Below are 18,956 nucleotides of genomic sequence, written 5' to 3' on the forward strand. Positions count from 1 at the left end.
AGCGGCTCAGAAGAGCGCGCCGCCGGCGATCTCGCTGTGCGCCTGCACTTCCGGGCCGACCTCGTCCAGCCGCGCCTTGATGTCGAGCATCACCGACAGCTCCTCCGCGCTCAGCGCCCGCAGCACGTCCCGCTGCTCCTCGGTGAGGTCGGCGACGCCGAAGCCGTGCGCCTGGAGCACCTCCAGGGTGTCGTCGGCCGTGCCGTCCATGCCCGCCCCGCCGATGTCCGCCCCGCCGATGTCCGCGCCGCCGTGGCCGCCGTCGCGCTCCCGGCTCTGCGCCGCCCCGTCGCTCATGAGGTGTGCGTCCTTTCCCTGGGGTGTTCCTGCTGCGCTGCCCGGCCGATGTGCGCGAACAGCTCCACGAGCCCGTCCACGGTGTGCAGCGCGCTCATCACGACCGCGTGCAGCAGGGGCGGGTCGAGCGGCAGCCCGTCGAGCAGCGCGAACAGCGCGGCGGTGTGCCCGCCGTCCAGCTCGGCGTGGCCGCGTACGGTCCGCAGCGCCGCGGCGGGCACTCCGGCGGCGGCGATCCGGTCCGCCAGCCAGGGCGCGGGCGCGTTGCCCTCCAGCACGGCGATGTAGCCGAGCAGCGCGACGGGGTGGTGGTGCGTGATCCAGTAGTACTGGGCGCCTGCCAGCCGGGCGACGACGGGGGACGGCTGCCGGTCGCGGACGGCCGCGGCATCGCCGCCCAGCGCGGCGATGTCCGCGAGCAGCCAGGCGTCGTGGCCGCGTTCCTCCTCGATGTGCGCGCGCAGGTAGGCGGTGAGCGGCGCGGCAACCGGGTCGCTCGGGCCCAGCCGGGCGCAGCGGCCTGCCGCGTGCTCCATCAGCGGCACGGACGCGCGGATCAGCCCGTGCATGGCGGCCAGGTAGCGGTCGTAGCGCGAACTCAGGCCCTGCGGGCGCCACATGGCGGTGGTGGCCGCCTGCACCGCGGGCGCGGTCAGCGCCAGGCGGGCGCGCAGCGCGGTGCCGGGCGGGACCGCGGTGGCCGCGCTCACCGCGCGGCTCCGCGCGGTGCGACCAGGTCGGCGTAGGGGGCGCAGCCGTGCCGCCGGACCAGGGCGACGGCGCCGGCCGCGGCCTGGCCGTCGGCGGCGTACCGGTCGAGCAGCGCGCCCGCGGGTCCGGCGCCCGCGGCGGCCGCGGCGGCCAGGACGCGCGGTTGGTCGGCGAGCGCGCGGCAGCCGTCGCAGTAGCCGCGGGCCGGGGCCGGCTGGGCGGCGGGGTCGGCTTGAGCGGCGTGGGCGGCGGGGTCGGCGGCGCCGTAGCGGTGCCGCAGGTTCGCGGGGCCGACCGTCCTGATCATCCGCAGCACCGGCGACCGCCGCACCCGGGCGCTGATCTCCGGCCAGCCGTTGGCGCCGATGTGGCCGAGCGCCAGGTGCGCGGGGGCGGGTCTGCGGTCGACGACGTCCTGGTTGCAGCAGGCGAGCACGGCGCCGTCGGCGGCGACCACCGGCCAGGCGGCCATGGCGCAGGGCAGCGCGCGCTCCGGGTCGGGCGCCGCGGTGTCCGCGGCGGCCCAGGAGGCGGCCCGGCCCACCCGGCGCAGGGAGTTGACGAGCATGGGCACCCTGGCGCCGAAGGTGCGGCGGATGTCGGCGGTGGCATCGGCGAGGTAGGGGTCGTCGGGGCCGCTGCCGACCAGGTGGACGCTGGTGGCGACCCCGGCGTCCAGCACCTGCGCCAGGAGGGCGAGGACGGGCGCGCGGCCGGTCTCGCGCTCGTGGAAGGCGTCCATGCTCACCGAGAAGTGGTCGACGGACGTCACGGCCCGCCAGATCCGCTCCGGCACGGCGTGGGCGCCCGGCCGTTCCGCGCGGGCCGCCGGGCCGACGAAGAAGGCGCCGGTGAGCAGCGCGGTCCTGGTGCCGGCCGCCCGCGCGCTCGCGGCGAGTTCGGTGACGAGGCCGGGCCGCAGCAGCGGTTCGCCGCCGGTCATCATGAGCACCGCGGGGTGCTCCTCGGCGGTGAAGCTGCCGACGAAGGACCGCAGCCGGGCGGCGTCGGGTTCGCCGGAGGCCATGGTGGCGGCGGTGGAGCAGTGCGCGCAGTGCAGCGGGCAGCGGCCGGTGACGGTCAGGAGCAGGCCCGCGCCCGGCAGCGGGCGCTGTGTCATCAGTTCGGCGAGTTCCATCGCACGCTCCTCATCGTCCTCCCGAGTGTCGGCGGGAGCGGTTCGAGGTGGGGTAAGAAGCGGTATGGGAGCGGTAAATCCGCAGGTGGCGGCCCGGGACACCGTTGGCCCCCGAAGGGGCGCGCGCCGGGTCGGCGCGTGCGGCTCAGGCGGTGGCCCGCGGCAGCGGCAGGAGGTGGCGCTGCGCCTGTTCACGCGCGTAGACCTTCGTCAGGCGCGGGAGCTCGTAGCGGGCGGCGTGGGCGGTGACCTCGCTGCGCGGTGCCATGAGCACGCCGGCGTCCATCAGCGACTCCAGCCGGTGCAGGGCGTCGTCCTGGTCGCAGGTGAGCGCCTCGGCGGCCTGGCGCAGGGTGAAGGGCCGGTCCGGCAGCTCCCCCAGCAGGCACAGCGCGGCCCGGTCGGCCGGGCCGAGGTCCTGCCAGCAGCCGGCCAGGCTCGGCCGGACGTCGGCGTCCCCGGCGACGAGTTCGTCCAGGACGGTCCGGTCGTCGCCGAGCCGGGCGGCGTACTCGCCCAGCGGCAGGTGGCGGCGTACGGCGAGCTTCAAGCCGCTGACGCGTACGGCCAGCGGCAGCATCCCGGTGGCGGCCACGATCCGTTCGGCCGAGGCCGGACAGGAGCGCAGGCGGTCGGTGCCGATGATCCGGCCGAGCAGTTCCAGGCTCTCGGCCCGCTCGAAGGGCGCCAGCTCCAGCCGGTTGGCCGCGGCCAGGCCCGCCAGTTGGGCGCGGGCGGTGACCAGGACGGCGCTGCCGCCGCTGTCGGGCACCAGGGGCCGCACCGACGCCTCGTCGGCCGCGTCGTCCAGCACCAGCAGGACGCGTCGAGGTGCCAGCCAGGCCCGCCACGCGGCCGCGGCCTCCTCGGCGCCGGGCCGCCGGGTCCCGGGGTCCAGGGCGCCGGCCCCGTGCGGCGGTTCCGGCAGGCCGGCCAGCCGGGACAGCTCGGCCACCAGGGCGGCGGCCGGGCGCGGCCGGCCGTGCTCGTCGCGCATCCGCAGCAGCACCCGCCCGTCGGGGAACTCCGCGGCCAGCAGGTGCGCCGTGTGCACCGCGAGCGCGGTCTTGCCGGTGCCGACCGGCCCGGTCAGCAGCGTCAGCCGCCGTTCGCCCGCCAACAGGCCGCACAGTTCGCGCAGTTGGGGAACGCGACCGGTGAAGTCGGCGAGGTCCTGCGGGAGTACGGCGCCCAGTTCGCCGCCGGCGCGGCGCGGCGCGGTCCGCGGGTCGGCGGCGCCGAGCGGGCCGAGGGTGCCGCCGGGCTGCTGGGGGCCGCCGTCGAGGATCGAGCGGTAGAGCGTCTCCAGCGCGGCGCTCGGCTGGAGCCCGTACTCGGCGGCGAGGAGCTGGCGCAGCGCCGCGTAGGCGGACAGCGCCTCGGTCTGCCGGCCCTGGGCGAACAGCGCGGTCATCTGCACGGCTCTGAGCCGTTCCCGCTCGGGGTGCCGCTCGACCAGGTCCGCGACGGTCTCGGCGACCTCGGTGGCGCGGCCGAGCCGCAGCTCGATCTCGGCCCAGTCCTCGTAGACCTGGAGGTGGCGGCTGTCGAGGCGTTCGGCCTCGGACCGCACCGCGGGCGAGAACCGCAGTTCGCGCAGCGGGAGTTCCTGCCGCAGTCCGAGCGCCTCGCGCAGCATCCGGGACGCCGGGCCCAACGCGCCCTGCGCGGTGGCCTCGCGGGCGGCCCTGGCCAGGTGCTGGAAGCGCAGCACGTCCAGTTCGTCGTCCCGCACCCGCAGCAGGTAGCCGCCGGCGTGGTGCGCGAGGCGGTCGCCCGCCCCGACGGTGTCCAGGAGCTTGCGCAGCGCGGAGATGTACACCTGGATGTTCTTGCGCGCGGTGCGCGGGGGCCGGCCGTCCCACAGGGTGTCGGTCAACAGGTCGAGCGACACGGGGGTGTTGGCGCGCAGCAGCAGCATCGCCAGCAGCAGCCGCTGTTTGAGCGGGCCGAGCGGGAGGGGGCCGTCGGGCGTGCCGACGGACAGGGGGCCGAGGACGGTGAGGCGCAGGGCGTCGTGCTGGGGTTCGGCCATCTCTGGTTTCACCTTTCCCACCGGCTGACCCGGGACCAGGTCATGAGCTGAGATGAATGACATCAGGCGGATGACTTATATCAAACGGATTCGCCCGGGTGAACAAGGCAACATCCGGCCGAGCCGCGGCAGTTGCCGGCCAACCCGCCGCGACCTGCGGCGATACCGGGCGCATACCGCGAGTAGACCGGTTCCGAATCCCCTGCTCCTAGCGTGTGGAACGTCCGAACGACGCTTCACATCCGCTGACACGAGGAGACGATCATGGCTGACGCCGTCGACCCGACCAACGAGGAAGCCGCTGCCGAGACCGAGACCGACAACGAGGTCGAGGCGCACACCGCCGCTCCCCTGGAGCTCCAGGACCTGGAGGTCAGCAACCTGGAGGCTCCCGGCAGCACGGTCAGCCTGGCCGCCTGCGCCTGATCCTCCCGTGTGGGCGGCGTGCCGCGACGGCGCGCCGCCCACACGTCGTTGTGCGCCCGTACGGCCGGGGCCGGCCGCCCGGGCGCCCGCACCCCGACAGGAGACGACCATGGCCGAACCCGTACCGTCCGCGCCCGAACCCGAGCCCGAAACCGCCGCCGACACCGAGGAGTCCGAGGTCGAGGCGCACACCGCGATGCCGCTGGGCCTCCAGGAGCTCGGGGTGAAGGCGCCCGAACCCGACCAGCTGCTCGGCTCCACGAGCGCGACGAGCCTGGCGGTCTGCTGCTGACTCCCCGCCGTACCCCGCACGTCGATCCCGCACCGGAGAGGCCCATGATCCCGTTCCTGTACGTCGTCGCGGACAAGGAGTTCTACGCCCCGCTGGAGACCGCCCGCGACCGCGGGGAGGTCTACCGGCCCGCGGCCGTACCGGACGGCTGGACCGGGGCCGAGGCCGGGATCTGGACGATGTGGCACCGCGGCCGGCAGCTGCGCGGTGTCGAGGACGGCTGGAAGGTCCACGTGTCCGCGCGGCCCGGCCGCCAGCAGCACGTCCTCGACACCGTGGCCGCGGTCTGCTTCGAGCAGGACGTCGCCTTCAAGAACATGTCCTGCGCACTGTTCTACTGGTGGATGCACCACAAGCAGGCCGCCCGCCAGCAGAGCGGGAAGTTCGTCGCCGCCTACCCCACGAGCGTCGAGGCCGCCCGCACGCTCATGGAGCGGCTGCGCACCGAACTCGCCGACGAGGAAGGCCCGTTCATCCTCACCGACCGGCGCTACCGCGACTCGCGCACCGTCCACTACCGGTACGGCGCCTACCTGCCGCGCGACCGCGTCAACGCCGACGGCACCTACACCATGCTGCTGCGCCGCCCGGACGGCGTCCTGGCCGAGGACCGCCGCGGGGTCTCCTTCCACCTGCCCGACGGCGTCACCGACCCGTTCGCCGCCGACCGGCCGAAGGCGAAGGGACCGAAGGCGCAGGGGCCGAAAGCGCGGGGCGCGACCCGGGCGAAAGGCGCCCCGGCCACGGCGGACGCACCCGCACCCGCACCCGCACCCGTCACCTTCCACGGCTACGCCTTCGAAGAGGCCCTCCAGTTCTCCAACTCCGGCGGCACCTACCGCGCCCGCGAACTCGCCACCGGCCGCCAGGTCTTCATCAAGGAGGCCCGCGCGCACACCGGGATCGCCCACGGCGAGCACACCGCGCCCGACCAGCTCCGCGCCGAGCACGCCACGCTCACCGCGCTGCACGAGGCGGTGCCCGGCCTGGCCCCGCAGCCGCTGGAGCTCTTCCGCGAGTGGGAACACCACTACCTGGTCACCGAGTTCGTCGAGGGCGAGACCCTCCAGCGCTGGATGGTCGCCCATCAGCCCATGCTCGGCACCGGCCGCCGCCGCGAGGAGTTCGACGACTACTACGCGCGCTGCGAGAAGCTGATCGCACGGGTCGAGACCGCGCTGGACCGCCTGCACGCGGCCGGCTACCTCTTCGTGGACGTCAGCCCCGGCAACGTCATGGTCGGCGACGACGACAGCGTCCGGCTGGTCGACTTCGAGGCCGCCCAGCGCGCCGACAGCGACGAGATCCTGGTGATCGGCACCCCCGGCTACGCCCCGCCGCCCGAACTCGTCGGCGACGACCGGCTGATCCACGACACCTACGGGCTGGCCGGCCTCGCCCTGCTGCTGCTCGGGCCCTTCCACCAACTGGCCCGCCGCAACCCCGACACGCTCGCCCACCTGCGCGGCGAGCTCCAGGAGCGGGCGCCGGTGCCGGAACCCCTGTGGCGCAAGGCGGTCCGCTTCCACCCGCCGCGCCCCGCCGCCGACGGCGCCGTACCCCTGCCCACCCCCGAGCAGGTGGCCGCCGAACCGCTGCGCCACCTGGCCGAGTTGCGCGACCGCACCGCCGACGCGCTGACCGCCATGGCCGAACCCGGCCACCCCGCCCGGGTCTTCCCCACCATCGCCGACGGCTACGCCAGCAACACCCAGTGCCTGGCCTACGGTTCCGCGGGCGTGCTGCACGCCCTGACCCGGGCCGGGCGCGCCCTCCCGGACGGCGCCCTGGAGCGGCTGCGCACCGACACCTTCGCGGGCATCGAGCGCCTGGGGCCCGGGCTGATGGCCGGCGCCGCCGGAATCGCCTGGGTGCTGGCCGACCACGGCCTGCTGGACGAGGCACGCGACCTGCTCGCCGCCGCCGACCGGCACCCGCTGACCGCCTCCGGCGCCTGCGCCACCCTCTTCGGCGGCAGCTCGGGCCTGGCCATGGCCCACCTCGCCCTCTACGGGCACACCCGCGAGGACGCGCACCTCGACCGCGCGCAGCAGCTCGCCGCGGCGCTGCCGCCCGACGCCGAACTCACCGCGCTGCTCGGCGCCGACGACGCCACCGGCCTGATGCACGGCCGGACCGGCATCGCCCTGATGCTCCAGCAACTCGACGCCGTCACCGGGTCGTCGGCGGGCACGGAGCGCGGGGTGCGGCTGCTGCACGCCGAACTCGACCGCGCCACCGACCCCGACGCGCCCGGTCTGGCCTTCCCGATCTCCGCCGCCGACAGCCGCAGCCTGCCCTACCTGTACTGCGGGTCCGCCTCGATGGCGCACACCGTCGTCCGCTACACCCGCACGATCGGCGACGAGCGGCTGGTCCAGGCGCTGCCGCGGCTGCTGGCCGCGGCCCGCACCCCGTACACCGCGATGTCCGGGCTCTTCCAGGGGCAGGCCGGACTGGGGTTCGCGGCTGCCGAGCACGCCCGGCTGACCGGCGACGCCGCCGCCCGGGACGCCGCGGTCCGCAGCGCGCGGGCCCTGTACAAGTTCGCGGTGCCGCACCCGACCGGGGTGCGCTTCCTCGGCGACCAGAACATGCGGTTCAGCGCCGACCTGTGGAGCGGCTCGGCGGGCGTGCTGCTCTTCCTGACGCAGCTGCTGGACCCCGCGCCCGACCCGCTGTTCACCGTGGACGCGCTCGCCGCCGCCCCCGCCCCGACCGCCGCAGCCAGGTGAGGTGCCCCGATGGACCGTGACACGACCGACATCCAGAGCGGCGGACCGGACGCGGGCGCGAAGCAGCCGCCCGGCCCCGCGGACCGGGGTGTGCGGCGCGACGTCAACTACTACTGGTGCGGGCAGACCGCCTCCGCGTTCGGCTCGGTCTTCACCACCATCGCGCTGCCCGTCGTGGCGGTGGTGCACCTCAACGCCTCGGCCGGGGCCATCGGCCTGATCAGCGCGGCAGCCACCGCGCCGATCCTGCTGCTGGGCTTCCCGGCCGGCGCGCTCGCCGACCGCCTCGCCCACCCGCGCCGCACCCTGGTGCTGCTCGACCTGGTCTGCGCGGCGGCCGTCGGCGCGGTCGCCCTGGGACTGGCCGCGGGCACCGTCTCGCTGCTGTGGCTGGGCCTGCTGTGCGCCGTCATGGGCGCCACCTCCACGTTCTCGATGTCCGTGTACTTCCTGCACCTGCGCCAGCTCGTCGGCCCCGACGGCATCGGCAGCGCCCGGGCCCGGCTCCAGGCCGGGCAGTACGGTGCCGCGCTCGTCGGCCGGCTGCTGGCCGGGCCCGCGATCGCGGTGCTCGGCGCGGCCGCCGCGCTGTCGGTCGACGTGGCCAGCTACCTACTCAGCGCCGTAGCGCTGCTCGCCATGCGCTCGCCCGACCTGGTGCCGCGCGGCCCGGCGCCCTCGATGCTGACCTCGCTGCGCGGCGCGCTGGCCGGCCTGCGGCTGTTCACCGGCGACGGCTTCCACCGCGCGCTGGCGGTGTTCATCGTGGTGCCGGCCGCGGCCCTGGCCGGGGTGACCGCCCTGACCGGCCCGTTCCTGCTGCGGGTGATCCACCTGCCGACGGCCGCGTACGGGTCGCTCTTCGCGCTGTCGGGGCTGATGGGGCTGTCGGGCTCGGCCGTCGCCGGGCGCGTGCTGGCGCCGGGGCGCAACCCCCGACGGGTGCTGCTCGGGGCGTTCACCGCGGCGATGGCGTGCAGCCTGCTGCTGCCGCTGGCCGACGGGCCGCTGCCGCTGGCCGCGTGCTGCGCGGCACTGGGCATCGGGCTGCCCATCTTCTTCGGGTCGATCGCCAATGTGGCCGTCAGCTCGGTGCTCGTCGCCGACATGTCCGAGGAGACGCTCGGCCGCGCGATGGCCGCGCTCCAGGTGTGCGTGGCCACCGCGGGCCTGGTCGGCGCGCTGGGCAGCGGTGTGCTCGGCGACTGGCTCGGGGTGCGCGGCGCGCTGTGGGCGATGGGGCTGATCGCGCTCGGCGGCGTCGCGCTGAGCCTGCCGGCCGCGCTGCGGGCCGCCCGAAAGGCCCCCGCTGTGCCCGCGCCGGAGCCGGCCGCGGTCTGACCGAGGCACCGGCTCGCATCCCCCACCCAAGTGCCGCCCCCAGTCCCCGACATGGCCGGAAATCCCCTTGCCCGGCCGGATCGGCGTTCCGACGGCTCCGGCAGCCCGCCGGACCGAACGGACAGCAACGTCCGTGTCACGCACGGAAGTCGGCGGCGGAGGCGAACCCACGGACACCGGCACCCGCGCCCTGTCACCCGGTTCACATCGGCCACACAGCCGACGGCCATTCCGGGATCGGGTGGGCACCGGCTACGATGAGGCCGGGGGCAGGGCACCCGGGCCTGGCCGGTACTACTCGGGGGGAGGCGGACCATGGACAAGCGTGTTTCCGCCGTGTCGTCCACCACCACCGCCGACCGCGAGCCGGACGCCACCCTCGCCGACAAGATCGACGCCCTCTTCCGCGTCGTCCGGCGCCCCAACCGCGAGCCGTACAGCCACGAGGAAGTCGCCCGCGCCTGCCGCGAGGCCACCGGCGAGAGCTTCTCCGCGACGTACCTGTGGCAGTTGCGCACCGGCCGCCGGGACAATCCCACCAAGCGCCATCTCGAGGCCCTCGCCCAGTTCTTCGACGTCCCCGTCGGGTACTTCTTCGACGACGAGCAGGGCGCGGCCATCGCCAAGGAACTCGAACTCCTCGGGGCGCTGCGCGACGCCGGTGTGCGCAGCATGGCGCTGCGCGCGGTTAACCTGTCCCCCGAGGACGCGGCCACGATCAGCGACATGATCGACGTCCTCGCCCGCAGGGAGCGCAGTTCCCAGGGGCGCGGCTTGTAGCGTGCCCGAACTCCGCTGTGAGGTCTCATGGCTCCGGCCGGTGGAGGGAGGGACAGCGGGTGAGGCGGGCAGGACGCGGCGGCGGCCGGGAGATGTGGAAGCGCTGCCGGCGCACGGTGGACGGGCTCGACCTGCCCGACCCGTTCGACGCGGCGGTCTTCATCGGGATGCTCGCCGGCACCCGCGGCCGTCCGATCGAGCTGGTGCCGATCTCCGCGGCGCTGCACACCCCGTGCGGCCTACTGGTCACCACCGACCGGGCCGACTGCATCCTGTACGCGGCCGACACCAGCGCGCTGCACCAGCAGCACATCCTGCTGCACGAGGCGGCCCATCTGATCTGCGGCCACCACGAGACCGCGCCCGCCGCGTCGGCGGCCGCCGAGGTGCTCATGCCGCACCTGGCGCCGTCGCTGGTCCAGCGGGTGCTCGGCCGCAGCGTGTACACCGAACCGCAGGAGCAGGAGGCGGAGTTGGTGGCCTCCATGATCCTGGCGCGCACCGCCCAGGACGCCCGCGACGCCCGGCCGCAGCCGCCGCACCCGGGGCGGGCCCGGCTGGACCGGCTGTTCGGCACTCCAGAGGACCCGGCGCCGGGCCGCCTCGATGACTGACCTGCTCTCCTTCCTCGGCGCCGCGTTCTTCCTGGTCTTCGGCGTCCACCGGCTGACGATCACCCGCGGCTCCCGCGCGGACCCCGCACAGCGCTACGTCTCCGGTTTCGCGCTGTGCATGGGCCCCGCGCTGCTGCTCAACTCCCCTACGGTGACAGGCGGGTTGGCGGCCGACCCGGTGCTCGACACGGCGGTGATGTTCGTCAGCCACAGCCTGAAGCTGTCGGGCCTGGCCTTCCTCGCACTGGTCGCCTACGCCCTCAAGTCCCCGGCGGCCGGCCGGACGGCGCTGCGGCGCCAGGCGCGGCTGGCGGGTGCGGCGCTGGCCGCGTCGCTGCTGCTGTTCCTGGCCGCCCAACCGCACACCCGGGGTGACGAGTTGTCCGTCCCGGACGGCCACCGGTGGGCGCTGGCCGCCTTCAGCGCGCTCTTCGCGGTCTACGGCGCCTGGTGCCTGCTCGTGCTGGCCCGCGAACTCGCCGGCCACGCGGCCCGGACCGCGCCGGGGCTGCTGCGGACGGGGCTGCGGCTGATGATGCTCGCCGCCGCGTTCGGCGCCGCCTGGACGGCCTGGGCGCTGGACGACGTCCTCGGCGATCTGCGCGCGGGCCACCAGGGCGTGGGCGAGGACATGGTGTCCTCCTTACTGGGCGCGATCACCGCGCTGCTGGCGACCGGCGGGGCGACGGCGACCTTGTGGGGCGGCCCGCTCGGCGCCCCGGTGCGGTGGCTGCGCGCCTACCGCCGCTACCGGGCGCTGGAGCCGCTGTGGTCGGCGCTGCACCGCGAGCTGCCGCAGATCGCCCTCGACCCGTCGGCGGCCGAGCGCCGGCCGGGTCTGCGCCGGGCGGAGTTCGCGCTGTACCGGCGGGTGATCGAGATCCGCGACGGGCACCTGGCGCTGCGGCCGTACTTCGACGCCGACGTCGACCGGTGGACGGCGGGCGCGGCGGAGGACGGCCGCCCGCGGCAGGCGGTGCTGGAAGCGGCCACGATCGCCGCCGCCCTGGAGAACAAGCGGGCCGGGCGGCGGCACAGTGCCCAGGGCGCCCGGACGGCCGGGGCCGCGCCGCAGCCGCCGGCGGCCGTGGCGGCGACGGTGGCGGCCGAGACGGCGTGGCTGCTGGAGGTGACGGCGGCGTTCACCGGTTCCCCGGCCGTCGCCGACGTGCGCCGACGTGTCCGGCGGGCCGCGGCCGGCCCCGGCGGCACCGCGGCAGCTCCCGACCCGCGGACGTGACCGGGGACCGGGGACCGCCGCCCGCGGCTCGGCCGCGGCCCGGTTCAGCCGACGGGGCTGCCCTTGCCCAGCACGATCACCCCCGCGTCCGAGACGGCGTACAGCTCGCGGTCCCGCGCCGGGTTGACGCCGATCGTGGCGCCGGGCGGCACGTCCACGTTCTTGTCCAGCACCGCCCCGCGGACGATCGCGCCGCGCCCGACCCGCACGTTGTGGTGCAGCACCGAGCCCTGCACGACCGCGCCCGGCTCCACCACGACACCGGGTGACAGGACCGAGCGGGTGACCTGGCCGCGCACCACGCAGCCGGGGCTGACCACTGACTCCCCCACGATGCCGCCGGCGGCGATCTTCGCCGGCGGCAGCGAGCCGGGGTTGGTGTGGATCGGCCAGTCGCGGTTGTAGAGGCTGAACGCGGGCCGGTCGGAGACGAGGTCCATGTGCGCGTCGTAGTACGTGTCGAGGGTGCCCACGTCCCGCCAGTAGCCGTGGTCGCGGGCGGTCTCGCCGGGGACGTGGTTGGCGTCGAAGTCGTAGACGTGGGCGGCGCCCTGCGCGGTCAGCCGCGGCAGGATGCTGCCGCCCATGTCGTGCACGGACTGCGGGTCCTCCGCGTCCGCCTGCAGCGCCTCCAGCAGCACTTTGGTGGTGAAGACGTAGTTGCCCATCGAGGCGAAGACCCGCCCGGGGTCGTCGGGCAGCACCGGCGGGTCGGCCGGCTTCTCCAGGAACCGCTCCACCGTCACGCCGTCGGCGCCCGGGGTGATCACACCGAAGCCGCCCGCGTCGGCCCGGGGCACCTTGATGCCCGCCACGGTGACGCCCGCGCCGTGCTCGGCGTGCTGCGCCAGCATCTGCCGCGGGTCCATCCGGTAGACGTGGTCGGCGCCGAACACCGCGACGTAGTCCGGCTGTTCGTCGTGGATGAGGTTGAGCGACTGGAGGATCGCGTCGGCGCTGCCGAGGTACCAGCGCGGGCCCAGCCGCTGCTGGGCGGGCACCGGCGTCACGTAGTTGCCGAGCATGCTGGACATCCGCCAGGTCGTCGAGACATGGCGGTCCAGGCTGTGCGACTTGTACTGCGTCAGTACGCAGATCCGCAGGATGCCGCCGTTGACCAGGTTCGACAGCACGAAGTCGACCAGGCGGTAGTTCCCGCCGAAGGTCACGGCCGGTTTCGCCCGGTCGGCGGTGAGCGGCATCAGCCGCTTGCCCGCGCCGCCGGCCAGCACTATGCCAAGGACCGAAGGTCCACCTCCGCGCATCGGCGCCCCCTTGTCCGTCGTCTGTACGCTGCCTGTACGCCGTCGTCCGTCGTCGTGACGTGCCCGTTCCGTGCCCCGCCCGCGCCCGCCCGCTACGGCGCCGCGCCCGCCTTCGCCACCTCCTCGTACAGCTGCGCGGTGCGGCGCGCGACGGTGTCCCAGCCGAACTCGCCGACCGCGCGCCGCCGTCCCGCCTCGCCCATCCGCGCCGCGGCCGCCGGGTCGGCGAGCACCCGGTCCAGCGCCCGGGCGAGCCCCGCCTCGAACTGGGCGGCGTGGCCCTCCCGGTAGGGCACCAGCAGCCCGGTCGTGCCGTGCGCGACGACCTCGGGGATGCCGCCGACCGCGGAGGCGACCACCGGTGTGCCGCACGCCATCGCCTCCAGGTTGACGATGCCCAGCGGCTCGTAGACCGACGGGCAGACGAACACCGCGGCATGGCTGAGGAGTTGCACCACCGCCGGGCGCGGCAGCATCGACGGAATCCAGTGCACCCCGTCGCGCACCGAGCTGAGTTCGTCGAAGAGCGACCTGAACTCCCGGTCCAGCGCGGGGGTGTCGGGCGCGCCCGCGCACAGTACGAGCTGTGCGGCCGGGTCGATCGAGCGGGCGGCGCGCAGCAGGTGCGGCACGCCCTTCTGCCGGGTGATGCGGCCGACGAACAGCACGTACGGGCGGGCCGGGTCGACGCCGAGCCGGGCGAGGGCGTCGGTGCGCGGGTCGGCCCGGTAGGTGGCGGTGTCAATGCCGTTGCGCACCACGTGCACCCGGGCGGGGTCGAGCGCCGGGTAGCAGGACAGGATGTCGCCGCGCATGCCGTCGGAGACCGCGATCACCGCGTCGGCGGACTCCATCGCGGTGCGCTCGGCCCAGCTGGACAGGGCGTAGCCGCCGCCGAGTTGCTCGGCCTTCCAGGGGCGCAGGGGTTCCAGCGAGTGCGCGGTGAGCACGTGCGGGATGCCGTGCAGGAGCTTGCCGAGGTGGCCGGCGAGGTTGGCGTACCAGGTGTGGGAGTGCACCAGGTCGCGGCCCTGGAGCGCGGCGGACATCTGGAGGTCGACGGCGAAGGTGCGCAGCGCGTCGTTGGCGCCGTCGAGGCTGTCGGGGGCGCGGTGGCGGGCGACGCCCGGGCTGTCGCCCTCGCCCCAGCAGTGCACGTCGAGGTCGACCAGGCGGCGCAGTTCGCGGGCGAGGAACTCGACGTGCACGCCCGCGCCGCCGTAGACGTCCGGGGGGTACTCCCGGGTCAGCAGTGCGACCTTCACGCGGACCTCCTGCCGTCGGCGACCGTTCTCCTTGCTTTCCCCGCTTGCGGGTGACTTATCACCGCGGCGGCCCGGGTTCGCCGGCGGCGCCGCAGGCCGGGGGTGCGCCGGTGCGCGGACGCGCCGCGGTGTGGTGCGGTTGACCCGGATTCGGCCATGCTCGGCGCCTTGCCACCCGTTGCCACCGGTTGCCACCCGTTTGCCACCCATGACCGCCCGCAGTCGCCGGCGCGGGCTTCTCCTCGCGCATGGGGCGTCGGTGCACTCGTGGGCCGGGTGGGACCCGGCCCGGGGCAAGCACAACCCCGTTGCGCCCGCGGCAATACCGCCGATCCCGCCCCGCGGGACGCCGTACGGAATGACGCTTTATTGACGGCTGCGATCCCCCGGTCCCGGGCACACGTATGGGAGAGACGACACGTGATGACCACCCCCCACTCCCCCGCACCTCTGCCGCTGCGCGCCGGAGAGCGGTTGGCACTGGCACTGGCGAGGGAAGAGATGATGCAGGACTACCACCGGTGGGAGACCGACCCGCAGACGGTCGTCGGTTTCGGTGCCCGCTGGCCGGTGTCCTGGGAGGTGTTCCAGGCCCGTTTCCTGAGCAGTCACACCTCGGAGCACTACCAGCTCTTCGAAGTGGTCACCACCGAGGACGCGGTGCCGGTGGGCACCACGTCCCTCTGCGTCGACCAGGCGGTCAACACCGCCGAACTCACCCTGGTGATCGCCCCGGAGCACCGCGGCCGGGGCTATGCGTCCGAAGCCACCGCTCTCACCTTGGACTGGGCGTTCTCCATCGCATCGCTGAGCGCGGTGTGGCTGGAGGTGCTGGCCCCGCACACCGCCGCGGTCAACGCCTATCTGAAGGCCGGTTTCCGTACCGCCGGCCGGCTGCGCAGCGCCGCGCTGTGGCAGGGCCGGCGGGTGGACAAGCTGCTCCTGGACTGTGTGCCCGACGACCTGGCAGAAAAGAGGTGATCCGCGATGTCCTGCCCCGATGTCAACTGCCGCAAGGGCGGCTGCACCACCGACCCCGGTCAAGGCCGGCCCGCCGCTGAGCGCGCTCCCGAGAAGTGAGCCCGGCCGCCCCGGGCCGCGCCCCCGCCTGCCGGAGGTGCGGCCCGGGGCGCGTCGCGGCGGACCGGGCCAGTACGGTGTGCGGGACCTTTGGTGATCAGCCGCGGAGGGGACGCAACCGATGGCCCAGTTCGACATGCCGCTGGAAGAGCTCAGGACGTACCGCAGCGCCTCGATCGAGCCGCCGGACTTCGACCGCTTCTGGGCGGACACCCTCGCGCAGGCCCGCAGCCATGACCTGGACGCCCGGTTCGAGCCGGTCGCGACGGCGATACGCACGGTGGAGATCTTCGACGTGGAGTTCTCCGGCTTCGGCGGGCACCGGATCAAGGGCTGGTTCTCGGTACCGGCCGGGTCCACCGGACCGCTGCCGCTGGTGGTGGAGTTCGTCGGCTACGGCGGCGGGCGCGGGCTGCCGCACCAGAACCTGACATGGGCCTCCGCGGGATACGCGCACTTCCTGATGGACACCCGCGGCCAGGGCGGTTCCTGGTCGACCGGCGACACCCCCGACCCGGTGGGTTCGGCGTCCGCGACGCCCGGCTTCCTGACCCGCGGCATAGCCGACCGCGACACCTTCTACTACCGCCGGGTGATCACCGACGGTGTGCGCGCGGTCGAGGCGGCCCGCAGCCACCCGCTGGCCGACGCCGCCCGCACGGTACTGACCGGGGTCAGCCAGGGCGGCGGGCTGAGCATCGCGGTGGGCGGCCTGGTGCCGGACCTCGTCGCGGTGGCGCCGGACGTGCCGTTCCTGTGCGACCTGCCGCGGGCGGTCCGGATCACCGACGCGGCCCCGTACCGCGAGGTCGCGGTCTACCTGGCCAACCACCGCCCGGAGCGGGAGCGGGTGTTCGGCACCCTCGCCTACTTCGACAACGTGCACTTCGCGGCCCGCGGCAGCGCCCCCGCGCTGTTCTCCACCGCGCTCCAGGACCTCACCTGCCCGCCCTCCACGGTGTTCGCCGCGTTCAACGGCTACGGCCACCAGGACCGGACCATCGAGGTCTACGACTTCAACAGCCACGAGGGCGGCGGCGCCCACCACGAGGCGCTGCGGCTGGAGTGGCTGCCGAAGTACGTCTGAACGGCGCGGGCGGTGCGCCGCGTTGACCGGGTGCGCGGCGAACCGCTTTTGAAAAAGGGAGGAATACGTTCGCGAGGTCCGGGCAGAAGGCGGATGACCGTTTTACCAGTTCGAGGCGATGAGGTGACCGTGACCGTGAACGCGCAGCAGCCGGCCGGCACGAGCGGAACCGCGACCTACCCGGGTCCGGCCGACCAGGCCCAGGAGGCGACCGGCGGGCTCCCCTGGATCGAGGACGCCACAGCCGTCGCCCCGAAGGACGCCCGGGTGCTGTCGAAGCTCTTCTTCGACCGGCTCCAGGAGCTGGAGGAGGGCACCCACGCCCACAGTTACGCCCGCAACACTCTGATCGAGATGAACCTCGCGCTCGTGCACTTCGCCGCCGGGCGCTACCGCAACCGCCCGTCGACCGACCGCGAGGAGATCGTCCAGGTCGGCACGATCGGGCTGATCAAGGCGATCGACCGGTTCGACCTGTCCCGGGAGACGGAGTTCACCACCTTCGCGATCCCGTACATCGTCGGCGAGATGAAGCGGTTCTTCCGCGACACCTCGTGGGCGGTCCACGTGCCGCGGCGGCTCCAGGAGCTGCGGGTGGAGCTGGGCAAGGCCAAGGAGCAGCTGGCGCTGCTGCTGGACCGCGACCCGACGGTGGCGGAGCTGGCCGCCCACCTGGAGATGTCCGAGGAGGACGTGCTGGAGGGCCTGGTCGCCGCGAACGGCTACACCGCCGGCTCCCTGGACGTGCCGTGGTCCGATAGCGACGCCGGCCCCGAGAGCGACGGCCGCACCCTGGCCGACTCCATCGGCGACTGCGACCCGTCGATCGAACTGGTCGAGGACCTGGGCAGCCTGGCCCCGCTGATCGCCGAACTGTCCGACCGCGACCGCGAGCTGCTGCGGATGCGCTTCGTCGACGAGATGACCCAGTCGCAGATCGGAGAGGAGCTGGGGTACTCCCAGATGCACGTCTCCCGGCTGCTCAGCCGTATCGTCCGCAAGCTCCGGGCCGGCCTGCTCGCCCAGTGACGGCCCGCGCCCGGCACGGACGGGTGCGGCAGGGGTGACCGCGGCCGCTCAGGCCGGTTCGGCCGCTTCGGCCGCGGTCAGGGGCCTGGCGATGTCCTCCAGCGACTTCTGCTCCGCGTCGACCGCGAAGACCGCCGCGACCAGGCCGCCCGCGCACATCAGGCCCGCGCCGATGCAGAACGCCAGCACGGTGTCCGCGACCTTCCCCGAGGAGGTCAGGTCGGCGAAGACCAGCGGTCCGGTGATGCCGCCGGCCGCCGTGCCGACCGCGTAGAAGAACGCGATGGCCATCGCGCGGGTCTCCATCGGGAAGATCTCCGACACCGTCAGGTAGGCGCTGCTCGCGCCGGCCGAGGCGAAGAAGAGCACCACGCACCAGCACGCGGTGAGCGTGGTGGCGTCCAGCGTCCCGCGGTGGAAGAGCCAGGCGGTGAGGAAGAGCAGCACACCGGACAGCAGGTAGGTGCCGCTGATCATGATCCGCCGCCCGACCAGGTCGAAGAGCGGGCTGAGCAGCACCGCCCCGCACAGGTTGCCGGCCGCGATCACCGCGAAGTAGTAGCCGGTGTGCCCGGAGTCGACGCCGTAGAAGGTGATCAGGATCGTGCCGAAGCCGAAGGTGATGGCGTTGTAGAGGAAGGCCTGCCCGATGAAGAGGGACAGGCCCAGCACCGCGCGTCTGGGGTACTTCGCGAAGACGGTTTTGGCGATCAGCCCGAAGCCGATGCTCCTGCGCTGGTGGATGGTGATCTCGCGGCCGGCGCGCGGCAGCCGGGTGCCCTTCTCCGTCTCGACCCGCTGCTCGACGTCGGCGACGAGGTGCTCGGCCTCGTCGCCGTAGCCGTGGATGAACTGCCAGCGCGGGCTCTCCGGCACGTGCCGGCGCACCAGCAGGATGACCAGGCCGAGCACCACGCCCAGCGCGAAGGTCAGCCGCCAGCCGACGTCCTTGGCGAACAGGCTCGTGTTCAGCGCCGCGATGGACAGCAGCGAGCCGCCGATCGCGCCGAGCCAGTAGCTGCCGTTGATGCTCAGGTCCACCCGGCCGCGGTACTTCGACGGGATCAGCTCGTCGATCGCGGAGTTGATCGCCGCGTACTCCCCGCCGATGCCGAAGCCGGTCAGGAAGCGGAAGGTGAAGAACCACCACGGCGCGAAGGACAGCGCGGTCATCGCGGTGGCGCCCAGATACACCGCGAGGGTCACCATGAACAGCTTCCGGCGGCCGTAGCGGTCGGTGAGCCAGCCGAAGAAGAGCGCGCCGACGCACGCCCCGGTCACGTAGAGGGCGGCGGCGAGGCCGGTGATGTCGGAGGAGGAGATGGCAAGACCGGAGCCCGGTTCCGACAGCCGCCCGGCGATGTTGCCGACGATGGTGACTTCCAGGCCGTCCAGAATCCACACGGTGCCCAGGCCCACCACGATCATCCAGTGCCAGCCCGACCAGGGCAGCCGGTCCAGCCGGGCCGGCACGTCGGTGGTGACGGTGCGGCCGCCCTCGCTGCGGGACCGGTCCGCGGCGGACGTCGCCATGGCGGATCACCTCCTCGGCGGCCAGTCTCACACCGGGCCGCCCGACACGCGTGCACGCCACCCCCGGCGGGTCGGCGCCGCCGCACAC

17 protein-coding genes are annotated in these 18,956 nt (G+C 74.2%); 10 read left to right on the plus strand and 7 right to left on the minus strand.

The window, feature by feature from the left end:
* Positions 1-6: 6 nt before the first annotated feature.
* The 4 genes from WA788_RS24800 to WA788_RS24815 all read right to left on the minus strand — a co-directional run bounded on the left by WA788_RS24800 (position 7) and on the right by WA788_RS24815 (position 4,181).
* Complete coding sequence (locus WA788_RS24800) at positions 7-210, minus strand: aroma-sacti cluster domain-containing protein (RefSeq protein ID WP_335980935.1); 204 nt, start codon at positions 208-210, stop codon at positions 7-9.
* A gap of 83 nt (positions 211-293) precedes the next feature.
* Entirely contained in the window at positions 294-917 is a 624-nt protein-coding gene (locus tag WA788_RS24805) for an iron-containing redox enzyme family protein (RefSeq protein WP_335980936.1), read from the minus strand.
* Positions 918-1,003: 86 nt separating this feature from the next.
* Positions 1,004-2,146, minus strand: a complete 1,143-nt coding sequence (locus WA788_RS24810) for a radical SAM protein (protein WP_335980896.1) — start codon at positions 2,144-2,146, stop codon at positions 1,004-1,006.
* Between the two features lie 145 nt (positions 2,147-2,291).
* Positions 2,292-4,181, minus strand: a complete 1,890-nt coding sequence (locus tag WA788_RS24815) for a BTAD domain-containing putative transcriptional regulator (RefSeq protein ID WP_335980897.1) — start codon at positions 4,179-4,181, stop codon at positions 2,292-2,294.
* Positions 4,182-4,445: 264 nt separating this feature from the next.
* On the opposite strand from WA788_RS24815, the gene WA788_RS24820 reads away from it, so the two are divergent.
* From WA788_RS24820 to WA788_RS24850, 7 genes are all read left to right on the plus strand, one after another.
* Positions 4,446-4,607 carry a hypothetical protein gene (locus WA788_RS24820; protein ID WP_335980898.1) on the plus strand — a complete coding sequence of 54 codons (162 nt, stop codon included), beginning with the start codon at positions 4,446-4,448 and terminating at the stop codon, positions 4,605-4,607.
* A 109-nt stretch (positions 4,608-4,716) separates the two neighbouring features.
* Entirely contained in the window at positions 4,717-4,899 is a 183-nt protein-coding gene (locus WA788_RS24825; protein ID WP_335980899.1) for a hypothetical protein, read from the plus strand.
* A gap of 44 nt (positions 4,900-4,943) precedes the next feature.
* Entirely contained in the window at positions 4,944-7,634 is a 2,691-nt protein-coding gene (locus WA788_RS24830; protein WP_335980900.1) for a class III lanthionine synthetase LanKC N-terminal domain-containing protein, read from the plus strand.
* Between the two features lie 9 nt (positions 7,635-7,643).
* Complete coding sequence (locus WA788_RS24835; protein WP_335980901.1) at positions 7,644-8,975, plus strand: MFS transporter; 1,332 nt, start codon at positions 7,644-7,646, stop codon at positions 8,973-8,975.
* A gap of 315 nt (positions 8,976-9,290) precedes the next feature.
* Complete coding sequence (locus WA788_RS24840; protein ID WP_335980902.1) at positions 9,291-9,755, plus strand: XRE family transcriptional regulator; 465 nt, start codon at positions 9,291-9,293, stop codon at positions 9,753-9,755.
* Positions 9,756-9,814: 59 nt separating this feature from the next.
* A complete protein-coding gene (locus tag WA788_RS24845; RefSeq protein ID WP_335980903.1) occupies positions 9,815-10,369 on the plus strand; it encodes a ParH-like protein in 555 nt (184 codons plus the stop codon).
* Positions 10,362-11,609 (plus strand): MAB_1171c family putative transporter, encoded by a 1,248-nt coding sequence (locus WA788_RS24850; RefSeq protein ID WP_335980904.1) that lies wholly within the window; start codon positions 10,362-10,364, stop codon positions 11,607-11,609. Before WA788_RS24845 ends, WA788_RS24850 begins: the two co-directional genes overlap by 8 nt.
* A 44-nt stretch (positions 11,610-11,653) precedes the next feature.
* Here the strand turns inward: WA788_RS24850 and glgC are convergent, their stop codons facing one another.
* A complete protein-coding gene (gene glgC, locus WA788_RS24855) occupies positions 11,654-12,874 on the minus strand; it encodes a glucose-1-phosphate adenylyltransferase (RefSeq protein ID WP_335980905.1) in 1,221 nt (406 codons plus the stop codon).
* A 92-nt stretch (positions 12,875-12,966) separates the two neighbouring features.
* On the minus strand, positions 12,967-14,139 hold the full coding sequence (gene glgA, locus WA788_RS24860; protein ID WP_335980906.1) for a glycogen synthase: 1,173 nt from the start codon (positions 14,137-14,139) through the stop codon (positions 12,967-12,969).
* 423 nt (positions 14,140-14,562) lie between these two features.
* On the opposite strand from glgA, the gene WA788_RS24865 reads away from it, so the two are divergent.
* The 3 genes from WA788_RS24865 to WA788_RS24875 all read left to right on the plus strand — a co-directional run bounded on the left by WA788_RS24865 (position 14,563) and on the right by WA788_RS24875 (position 17,335).
* Positions 14,563-15,120, plus strand: coding sequence for a GNAT family N-acetyltransferase (locus WA788_RS24865; protein WP_335980937.1), 558 nt, complete (start codon positions 14,563-14,565; stop codon positions 15,118-15,120).
* Between the two features lie 220 nt (positions 15,121-15,340).
* A complete protein-coding gene (locus WA788_RS24870; RefSeq protein ID WP_335980908.1) occupies positions 15,341-16,306 on the plus strand; it encodes an acetylxylan esterase in 966 nt (321 codons plus the stop codon).
* Positions 16,307-16,399: 93 nt separating this feature from the next.
* A complete protein-coding gene (locus tag WA788_RS24875) occupies positions 16,400-17,335 on the plus strand; it encodes an RNA polymerase sigma factor SigF (protein ID WP_435127965.1) in 936 nt (311 codons plus the stop codon).
* Positions 17,336-17,383: 48 nt separating this feature from the next.
* Here WA788_RS24875 and WA788_RS24880 read toward each other — a convergent pair whose 3' ends face one another.
* Complete coding sequence (locus WA788_RS24880) at positions 17,384-18,868, minus strand: MFS transporter (RefSeq protein ID WP_335980911.1); 1,485 nt, start codon at positions 18,866-18,868, stop codon at positions 17,384-17,386.
* Between the last annotated feature and the right edge of the window lie 88 nt (positions 18,869-18,956).

It is taken from the genome of Streptomyces sp. CA2R106 (assembly GCF_037034245.1).
In the GTDB taxonomy this organism is placed as follows: Bacteria; Actinomycetota; Actinomycetes; order Streptomycetales; family Streptomycetaceae; genus Actinacidiphila.